At 57.8% G+C, this 7,125-nt stretch carries 7 protein-coding genes; all 7 read right to left on the reverse strand.

The window, feature by feature from the left end:
• Window positions 1-1,427 (reverse strand): M16 family metallopeptidase (locus tag V6C07_RS13310; RefSeq protein WP_333536959.1); only part of this gene is annotated, 1,427 nt, incomplete at its 3' end.
• Between the two features lie 389 nt (window positions 1,428-1,816).
• Window positions 1,817-2,539, reverse strand: coding sequence for an ABC transporter ATP-binding protein (locus tag V6C07_RS13315; protein WP_333536961.1), 723 nt, complete (start codon window positions 2,537-2,539; stop codon window positions 1,817-1,819).
• A gap of 194 nt (window positions 2,540-2,733) precedes the next feature.
• Window positions 2,734-3,555, reverse strand: a complete 822-nt coding sequence (locus tag V6C07_RS13320; RefSeq protein WP_333536962.1) for an ABC transporter ATP-binding protein — start codon at window positions 3,553-3,555, stop codon at window positions 2,734-2,736.
• A complete protein-coding gene (locus V6C07_RS13325) occupies window positions 3,552-4,592 on the reverse strand; it encodes a branched-chain amino acid ABC transporter permease (protein WP_333536963.1) in 1,041 nt (346 codons plus the stop codon). The genes V6C07_RS13320 and V6C07_RS13325 overlap by 4 nt, the downstream gene beginning before the upstream one ends.
• Window positions 4,592-5,485, reverse strand: a complete 894-nt coding sequence (locus V6C07_RS13330) for a branched-chain amino acid ABC transporter permease (protein WP_333536964.1) — start codon at window positions 5,483-5,485, stop codon at window positions 4,592-4,594. Before V6C07_RS13330 ends, V6C07_RS13325 begins: the two co-directional genes overlap by 1 nt.
• A 132-nt stretch (window positions 5,486-5,617) precedes the next feature.
• Window positions 5,618-6,763, reverse strand: a complete 1,146-nt coding sequence (locus V6C07_RS13335) for an ABC transporter substrate-binding protein (RefSeq protein ID WP_333536965.1) — start codon at window positions 6,761-6,763, stop codon at window positions 5,618-5,620.
• A 118-nt stretch (window positions 6,764-6,881) separates the two neighbouring features.
• Window positions 6,882-7,125: YcaO-like family protein (locus V6C07_RS13340; RefSeq protein ID WP_333536966.1), on the reverse strand; the 244-nt coding region annotated here is incomplete at its 5' end.

The following is a 7,125-nucleotide window of genomic DNA, read 5'->3' on the forward strand; positions in this document are numbered from 1 at the left end:
TCGCCGGCCTTTGCGGCACGGGCTTTACGCGCGTGATCACCTTCTGGGCCGGGCCAGTTCTGTCGCAGGATGGCCTCCAGATCAGGCAGTTTAGCCCCTTCCGGAGCCAGCACACGCACACGCGCCTGCCGGGGATTAAGCCACTGCTCCAGGGCCTTCGCCAGTTGAGGCACATCCACATTGCGCTGGGCAAAGCGCAGGTTCATCTCGGCCTGTTTGCCGCCCAGCTCAAACTGCACAGTACCGAGCCACGAGGCAAGGCCGTTGAGCGTTTCACCTGCCCTGTCCATATTATCCTCAAGGTTGAACCTGGCCCTTTCAATGGCTTCGGGCTTGAACTGCGCGGCCTTGAGCGCCGCCATATCCCTGGTCAGTTCGCGCCAGAAAGGCTCCACCTTGTCCACATCAAGCTGGGCGCTCAGATAGACGAGACCGGCGCGGGACAGGCTCATATTGCCCATGCCGATACTGTCCACCATCTGCTTTTCATATTTGAACTTGCGGTACAGCTCCGAAGTGCCGTCGCCGCCCAGGAGATAGCAGAGCACATCCAGATCCACAGAGCGCAGATCACGCAGGCCCGGCACGGGGAAAGCCATGCCCATGTAAACCTTGCTCCAGGGTCCGTAAATAATCTCTACCTGCGGCCCGCCAGGGGCATCGGCCAGATCCACGGGCTGGGGTTCGGCAAGGTCGCCGTTATTTGTCAGACCGCCGAAAAGTTTTTGGCTGTAGGCCAGTACGGCTTGTGGGTCAATGTCGCCCGCCACCAGCAGCAGCATGTTTTGCGGCTGATACCAGTGCCGCACATACGCGCGCAGGTCCTCTGCCGTGACCGCCCTGATGGTGTCCTTGAAGCCGATGATGGGCCGCCCGTAAACGGTGTTTTGCAAGGCAGAAGTCTGCAGGCTTTCAAACAGCCTGCTCATGGGCGAATCCTGGTCGCCCTCAAGCTCGGAAATGACCACTTCCTTTTCAGATTCCAGCTCTTTTGGATCCAGCGAAGGCTGAAAAGCCATTTCCTTGACCACATCCATGCCGGTGCGCCAATGCGCGGCGGGCATATCGGTCATGTACCAGGTCTTGTCAAAGCTGGTGGCGGCGTTAAGGTAACCGCCCAGCGCTTCCACGTCCTGAGCCACCTGCCCTTTCGGCCTGTGCTCCGTTCCTTTGAACACCATATGCTCAAGCAGATGGCTTATGCCCGCCTGAGCAGGCTTTTCATTGGCGGAACCGGTACGCACATACAGGCGCGTAGCTACCAGAGGAAAACGCGCATCCTTCACAATATAGACGGTAAGCCCGTTGGGCAGACGCGTAAGCACCCCGCTGTCATCCCCCTGGGCTGATTCATTACTGGCCGCGATTACCGGGCAGGCCAGGGCAAGCAGTAATGCCAGGGCCGCAAAAGAAAAAAAATGCCGCATGAAACCTCCTGCGTTGCGGGCCTGACGCTCCCGTCTGCCCGCTGTTATGATGAGGGCCGCTGCCGCGCAGGGAAAGACGCGGAAACTGGGCCGTGCAGGGATACAAAAAAGCGGGACTTTCCAGCCCCGCTTTTCATAGTAGTTCTCAAAACGCCCGGAAGCAAGGGGAATACCCCGCCGGTCCCGGCATCAGGCCCCGATGTAAAGCATCGCGCCTTTACTATTATACTGTTTCAAAGTGTTATGGCGCCCGTTGCGGCGCTCACGAAAGCAACCATCAGGCGCTGCTGTCTTTGTTCCTGAGCACTTCGGCCCACGGAAAGCTGACTGCGCCGTGACGGCGCGCTTCGGCCCACGCAGCCGCAGAACAGTTTCAGGATGAAACCGCTCTAGCCCCCCAGATAGGCTTCCTTGACCCTGGGGTTCTCCAGCAGTTGCCTGCCGGGGCCTTCCAGCACCACACGCCCCACTTCCAGAATATAGGCATAGTGCGCCACTGAAAGGGCCGCAAAAGCGTTTTGTTCCACCAGAAGTACGGTTTTACCGTCGGCATTGATGCGCTTGACGATCTCAAAGATCTCGCGCACCAGCAAAGGCGCCAGCCCCAAGGAAGGCTCGTCCAGCATGAGCAGGTCAGGACGGCTCATAAGCGCCCTGCCCACGGCCAGCATCTGCTGCTCGCCGCCGGAAAGCGTGCCGCCTTTCTGCCAGTTCCGCTCCTTGAGCCGGGGAAAAAGCGTATAAACCCACTCTATATCGTCGGCAATTTCCCCTCGGTCACTGCGGGAATACGCCCCGAGCATCAGGTTTTCGGCAACTGTCAGGTGGGGCAGGATACGCCGCCCCTCAGGAGAGAGCGAAATGCCCCGCCGCACCATATCTTCCGGCTTGAGGCCCATAAGAGAAGACGGGGCCTCCCCCTCGTGCCTGGTCAACAGTATTTCGCCGCTAACGTTTTTATTCAGCCCGGCAATGGAGCGGATAATGCTGCTCTTGCCTGCGCCATTGGCCCCGATGAGGGTTACAATGCTGCCGCGCGGGATGGTAAGGCTTACCCCCTGCACGGCCTGAATGCCGCCGTAGCGCACATGAAGGTCACGAATTTCAAGCATGCTGCACCATATCCATTATATCTTAGAGCATTTTAACTTTGAGGATATGCACCCATAGTTAAGACGCTCACTTCGGCGCTTGCCAGCGCAAGTAAACGCGCTCACGCCTTTGTGTCGGCCGTCTGCCGACGCAGCCGCCAGAGCAGTTTAAAAAAAACTGCTCTAATCCCTTACGGCGACAATGCCACCGCGCATCAAAACATGCCCCCGGCACCCATGTCTTCGCCAAGGTAGGCGCGGATAACCACGGGGTTATTGCGGATTTCTTCCGGCCCGCCCTCAGCGATAAGCGCGCCGTACTCCATAACCCAGATGTACCGGCACACACCCATGACAACCTTCATGTCATGCTCAATGAGCAGAATGGTGAGATCGAATTCTTCGCGTATATGCCCAATGAAGTGCATAAGCTCAATGCTTTCCTGGGGATTCATCCCTGCGGCGGGTTCGTCCAGCAAAAGCAGGCGCGGCTCGGTTGCCAGGGCGCGGGCGATTTCAAGCCGTCGCTGCGCGCCGTAAGGCAGGCTGCCGGCCAGATCATCGAGATGCTCGCCAAGATTCACCCGTTCCGCCAGCATGCGGCTTTTTTCCTTGATTTCTGCCTCTTCACGATAAAAAGACGGCAGACCGAGCGGGGCCATCCACCAGGGGCAGCGACGCCGCACATGGCAGCCCACCATGATATTTTCAAGCACGGTCATGTGCTGTGAAAGGCGGATGTTCTGGAAGGTACGGGCCATGCCCTGACGGCAGATTTCATAGGGCTTGCGGCCCTTGATGCTGTGCCCGTCAAAAATGACATCCCCGCCCTGCGGCGTGTAAAATCCGCTGAGCACGTTGAAAGCCGTTGTTTTTCCCGCGCCGTTCGGCCCGATGATGCCTGCAATGCTCCCCTGGGGTAAGGCCAGCGAAAGTTCGCTCACGGCAGTGACGCCGCCGAAACGCATGGTCACGTCCTTGGCGAGGAGCAAGGCGTTTTCGTAATGCGGGGGGCGGGGCAGAATAAACTCGCTCATGCCTTGTGCCTCCTCAGGAATGCGCCGATCCGCTTCCAGGTCAGTTCCCGCGTACCCATGATGCCTTCACGCCGGTACAGGATAATGGCCAGCAGGACCATTGAGAACACCACCATGCGCATGCCGGGAATGCCCGGCAACTCAAAGAGGCCGAAGATGTCCATGGGCTCCTCAATGGCCCGCAGCCACTCCAGCAGAATGGTGATGACCGTTGCCCCGAGCAGGCTGCCCGTCAGTGAACCAAGGCCGCCGGCCACTACAAACATGAGCACGTTAAAGGTCAACAGAAAGTTGAACATCTTGGGGTCAATGGTGGAAAGGTGGCTGCCCAGCAAAGCCCCGCCCACACCGGCGAAAAACGCGCCGATGCAGAATGAAAGCACCTTGTTCCAGAACACATTGATGCCCATCACTCTGGCTGCAATCTCGTTATCACGGATGCAGCGCAACACGTTACCGTAGTTGCTGAATACAATTCGTGCCAGCACAATAAGGGTAAAGAGCATCCAGATGTAACAGGACAGCAGCGTGGCGTGTCCCGGTATGCCCTTGATGCCCAGAGAACCGTTGGTGATGGGTGTGGCGTTGACGATGAGCACCCGGATGATCTCGGCAAAACCAAGCGTGGCTATGCCAAGATAGTCGTCTCCCAGACGCAGTACGGGAACGGCGATAAAGAAGGCGAAAATGGTCGCCACAACGCCGCCGGCCAGCACAGAAGCCCAAAAAGGCGTGAACAGCTCGGAAAAAGGCCAGATTATGGGTTCAAGAATCCACATCATTTCCTTTTGTTCCAGCGGCAGAATGCACAAGGCCGAAACGTAGGCGCCCACGGCGATAAAACCGGCGTGGCCCAAAGAGAAAAGCCCTGTGAACCCATAAATGAGGTTAAGCGAAAGGGCCAGGATGGCGTTGATGAAGATCAGCTTGGCAATATAAATCTGGTAATCACCCAAAAAGGCTTCCGCCTGCCAGACAGCGCAGCCCAGCAGGACCATGACCAGTATGCTCAAAAGCGTGCTGCTGTTCAGGCGCATCAGATTTTCTCCTCCATGCGTTCGCCCAGCAGGCCCGTGGGCTTGTAGAAAAGCACAAGCACAAGCAATACAAAGGCAAAGGCGTCACGGTATCCCGAAAGCTCAGGCATGAAGGCCACAGTCATGATTTCCACAAAGCCCAGGGCCACACCACCGATAACCGCGCCCTGGATGGAGCCGATCCCTCCGAACACTGCGGCGATAAATGCCTTGAGGCCGGGCATGATGCCCATATACGGATGCACCTGGGGATAGCGCAAGGCCCACATGATGCCCGAAGCCGCGGCCAGTGCGGAACCGATGCAGAACGTCAGGGCAATGATGTTGTCTACCCGCACGCCGAGCAGGCGCGTGGTCTCAATATCCTTGGATATGGCGCGCATGGCCAGACCCGGCTTGGTGCGGTAAACCACGTACAGCAAAAAACCCACAAGAACGATGGTCATGGTCGGCACAAAAGCCGTGAGCGGCAAAATGCGCAGGCTGCCTATCTGCCACTCGGCAACAAGCCATTCAGGCTGAAGCACCGGGCGCGGCTGCCCTGTAAAGACCACCACCGCCAGACTTTCAATAAAAAAGGAAACGGCAATGGCGCTGATAAGCGCCGAAATGCGAGGCGCATCACGCAGGGGCCGGTACGCTACCCTTTCAATGGCAACGCCGAGCAGGCTTGCACCCGCCACCGAAACCACAGCGGCCACACCCCAGGGCCAGCCGAAGGCGAAAGTACCGAAAAAAACAAAATAGGCGCCAACCATCAGGATGTCGCCATGTGCAAAGTTGATCAGACGCAATATGCCGTAGACCATTGTATAGCCAATGGCGATAAGCGCGTAGAGCGACCCCAGGGTAAGGGCGTTAAAACAGTGCTGTAAAAACATGTCAAGGCTCATGTTGCCACCTCGGCAGCCGTACTGGATCGCGACGAAAGAAAGGCCACAAGGGGCCTTTCCGCGCGGACGGCGGCAAAAAAAGAGAAAAAGCGCCCCGCAGCCACAGAAACTGCGGGGCAGGAAAAAGGCAACTTACTTGGGCGTCACTTCACCCACGTACACACGCTTGCCGTCCTTGTATTCAATGATGCCCACGGGCATTTCAGCATCGTGAGATTCATTGATGGACAAGACGCCAAGAGCCGTGGACAGGTCCTTGGTTTCGCCCAGCGCCTTGGCAATGGCCTGAGGCTCGGCGGAATTGGCGCGCTTGATGGCGTCAATGATGATAAAGTAGCTGTTGTAACCAAGGGCGCCGTTAACGTTGGTTTCCTTGTCAGGATAGGCGGCCTTCCAGGCTTCGGTAAAGCGCTTGGCGGCTTCGCTCATATTGGGCATGGCCGGATCATAGGGGAAGGTGGTGTGCAGGAAGCCTTCGGCAGCCTTGCCGCCGAGCTTGAGGGTGTCGGGGTTGTCCATAGCGTCCGCGCCCATAAGGCGGAACTTGGCGCCCAGTTCACGGGCCTGTTTCATGATGATGGCGCCTTCAGCAAAGTAGGCGGGCATGAAAACGATGTCGGGCTGTTTGGAGATCAACTCGGTGAGCTGAGCCGTGAAGTCCTGGTCGCCGGAGCTGTACTTGAGGGTTCCGACCACTTCGCCGCCCTGTTTCTTGAACGAGCGGGCGAAGAAGTTTGCCAGACCAACGGCGTAGTCATTGGTCATGTCCATAAGCACGGCGGCTTTTTTGTAGCCCAGGTTTTCACGGGCATAGGTGGCCGCGGCAGCGCCCTGATAGGGATCGATAAAGCAGGCGCGGAAGTAATACTTCTTGCCCTGGGTCACGAGGGGGTTGGTGCAGGAGGTTCCGACGCCGGGAACTTTGGCTTTTTCAGCCACTTCCGCACCGGACATGGCCAGGGAAGAACCGTATGAGCCGATGAGCGCCACAACCTTGTCACGTTCCACAAGGCGTTTTACGGCGTTGGCGGCTTCAACCTTATCGGATTTGTTGTCCACAACCACCAGATCAACGGGACGCCCGAGAACTGTGGGCATTTCCTTGTGGGCCAGACGCACGCCTTCAAGCTCAAGCTGACCGCCAAAGGCGTTCTGCCCGGTTAAGGGAAGGTATACGCCTATTTTGATAGGCGTGGCATCAGCGGCCAGCGCTTGCCCGGCAAAGCCGAAGGTGAGCGCCAGCCCGGCCAGCGCTGCAAAAATTTTGCCCAGTTTCATCCTTTCCCTCCAGTTTTTTGTTTTCACAGGGCCGCGCCACAGGCACGGGCCATCAGGCCGACACTATAAACAACTTGAGCAGAGCCTGCAATTCAGAAAAGCCATAGGCTCGTAGAAATCAGGCAAACAAATCAAGATAGCGCGCGAAAATTCGGATGTCCGGCCGCGAAAAGCGGTCCCACTCAGCGGTAAGCGAAAGGCCCGGCACAATGGCCCGCACGACCGGCAGATCAAGATCCGCCCGGCTTATGTCCACATAAAGAGGGTTTTTTCCGTGGTCGGCCAGCACGGCTTCCAGCAGGCGGCAGTTGTCGGCGGGCGATGCCAGACTGTAGTCCGGCAGGTCCTCCAGCACGCGCACG

It is taken from the genome of Desulfovibrio sp. 1214_IL3152 (genome assembly GCF_036763055.1).
Taxonomy (GTDB): Bacteria; Desulfobacterota; Desulfovibrionia; order Desulfovibrionales; family Desulfovibrionaceae; genus Desulfovibrio.